Source organism: Leptolyngbya sp. FACHB-711, assembly GCF_014695615.1.
Classification (GTDB): domain Bacteria; phylum Cyanobacteriota; class Cyanobacteriia; order Elainellales; family Elainellaceae; genus Leptolyngbya_A.
Map to the genome: position 1 here is coordinate 1 of NZ_JACJOR010000007.1, position 2,101 is coordinate 2,101.

Consider the following 2,101-nt stretch of genomic DNA (forward strand, 5'->3'; position numbering starts at 1 on the left):
CCCAGCTATTTTGACAAGTCAGCATTTTAAGCAATTGATTACCTCTAACAAACACTTTGGTCGTAAATTTGATGTAGAAAAAGATAGGAAAATCCTAGATCTGCTCGAGCGAGAAATCTTATTGAGTTAAGTTAATCTGTTGTAATTTTATTAAGGATGGCTTATGAAAATTTGTATTGTGACTCGCAGTGTTATTAAAGGGGATGGCCAGGGTCGGGCTAACTATGAAGTTGTGTGGGAAGCCATCCGACGTGGCTATGAAATCACTTTGATAGCGACAAATGTTGCTCCAGACCTACAGCGAAATAGTAAGGTGACTTGGATCCATATCCCAGTGAAGGGATATCCTACGCAGCTTTTGAGTAGCCTCGTGTTTTCGCAGCGTAGTGAGGCGTGGTTGAAAAAACACCGCCATGATTTTGACATCATACAAGTCTACGGGGCGGTTACCGATGTGGAAGCAGATATCAATACTATCCAATTCGTTCATACTGCCTGGTTTAAGTCACCAATGCATATCTCGCACACCCGCCGAGACAGTTACGGGATTTATCAGTGGCTCTACACTGCACTCAATGCCTCCTGGGAAAGAAAAGCATTGCGTCAGGCAAAGGTCGTTGTAGCCGTTTCTGAAAAGATTAAGCAGGACTTGATTGATGTTGGTGTACTGCCCGATAAGATTCAAATTATCCTTAATGGCGTGGATTTAGAGGAATTCACCCCTGGTTCTACCGAACGCTCATCTCTCGGTTTACCTGAAGGGGTTCCTTTAGCTCTATTTGTGGGTGACATTCGCACAAATCGTAAAAATTTAGATACGGTTTTACGTGCCCTGGGCGAGGTGCCAAATTTGCATCTGGTGGTTGTGGGTGCGGTTGAAGGAAGTCCATACCCAGATCTTGCTGCCAAGCTTGCTGTGGATCAGCGGGTTCATTTTCTAGACTTCCGACGTGATGTAGCAGCCATTATGAAAGCGGTCGATTTGTTTGTGTTTCCTTCACGCTATGAAGCCTGTACTCTGGTTCTTCTAGAGGCGATGGCTAGTGGACTCCCTGTGATTACAGCGGCAACAGCAGGCGGCGCGGAAATTGTCACGCCAGAATGCGGTGTGGTTTTGTCCGACTCAGAGGATGTTCATACTCTCATCCGATCGCTGAATGAATTAGTCAACGATTCTGCTCGTAGAACTCAAATGGGGCAGGCAGCAAGAGCGATCGCAGAACAGCATAGCTGGGTGAGCAAAGCACGAGATTATGTTGACCTATTTGAGGCGCTAGCAGGGTCATGAAAATCAGTGTTCTTGTACCAACCTATCGTCGTCCTCAGGAGCTAGGACGCTGTTTGAAAGCCTTGAAACACCAGACACGGCCTGCCGATGAGATCGTTGTTGTTATTCGTGATATCGATCTGGAGACATGGTCATTTTTTGAAAAGTTTGATGCTGCCCCGTTATCCCTTCAACTTTTGAACATTACTTTGTCAGGACAGGTTGCAGCTCTTAATGCGGGGCTGGCAAAGGTAGGCGGAGACATTATTGCAATTACAGATGATGATGCTGTCCCGCGCCCCCATTGGTTAGAGCAGATTGAGGCGCATTTTGCAGAAGATGCCCAAGTTGGCGGCGTGGGGGGGCGAGACTGGGTCTATGCTGGGGAAAGGCTCGAAGACGGTATAAAAGATTTAGTTGGTTGCATCCAGTGGTTCGGTAGAGTAGTCGGCAATCATCATTTGGGGGCAGGGGAACCTCGAGAAGTAGACCTGCTCAAGGGTGCGAATATGAGTTATCGACGAGCGGCGATCGCCAATCTTCGCTTTGATGAGCGGCTACGCGGAACGGGCGCACAGGTTTATAACGATATGGCATTTAGTGTGGCGGTTAAGCGAGCGGGATGGAAACTCATCTACGATCCCAAAGTTGAAGTCGATCATAAGGCAGCAGAGCGATTTGATGAGGATGGACGGAACCAGTACAGCGATATCGCGACAATCAACCTGGTTCATAACGAAACCCTGGTCCTACTAGAATATTTATCCTTCGTACAGCGCTACTTTTTCCTAATTTGGGCAATTGTGATTGGAACTCGACCAGCTCCAGGTTTTT

Annotated in this window: 2 protein-coding genes; both read left to right on the forward strand. The window is 47.2% G+C overall.

Going from position 1 to position 2,101, the window contains the following annotated elements; all coding sequences use genetic code 11:
- Nucleotides 1–163 precede the first annotated feature (163 nt).
- Entirely contained in the window at nucleotides 164–1,288 is a 1,125-nt protein-coding gene (locus H6F80_RS00060; protein ID WP_190789588.1) for a glycosyltransferase family 4 protein, read from the forward strand.
- Nucleotides 1,285–2,101 (forward strand): glycosyltransferase family 2 protein (locus tag H6F80_RS00065; protein WP_190789589.1); only part of this gene is annotated, 817 nt, incomplete at its 3' end. The genes H6F80_RS00060 and H6F80_RS00065, both read left to right, overlap by 4 nt.

Bases quoted from the DNA above. Each gene is read 5' to 3' on its own strand.
- H6F80_RS00060 (WP_190789588.1), top strand. From the start codon at position 164: ATGAAAATTTGTATTGTGACTCGCAGTGTTATTAAAGGGGATGGCCAG.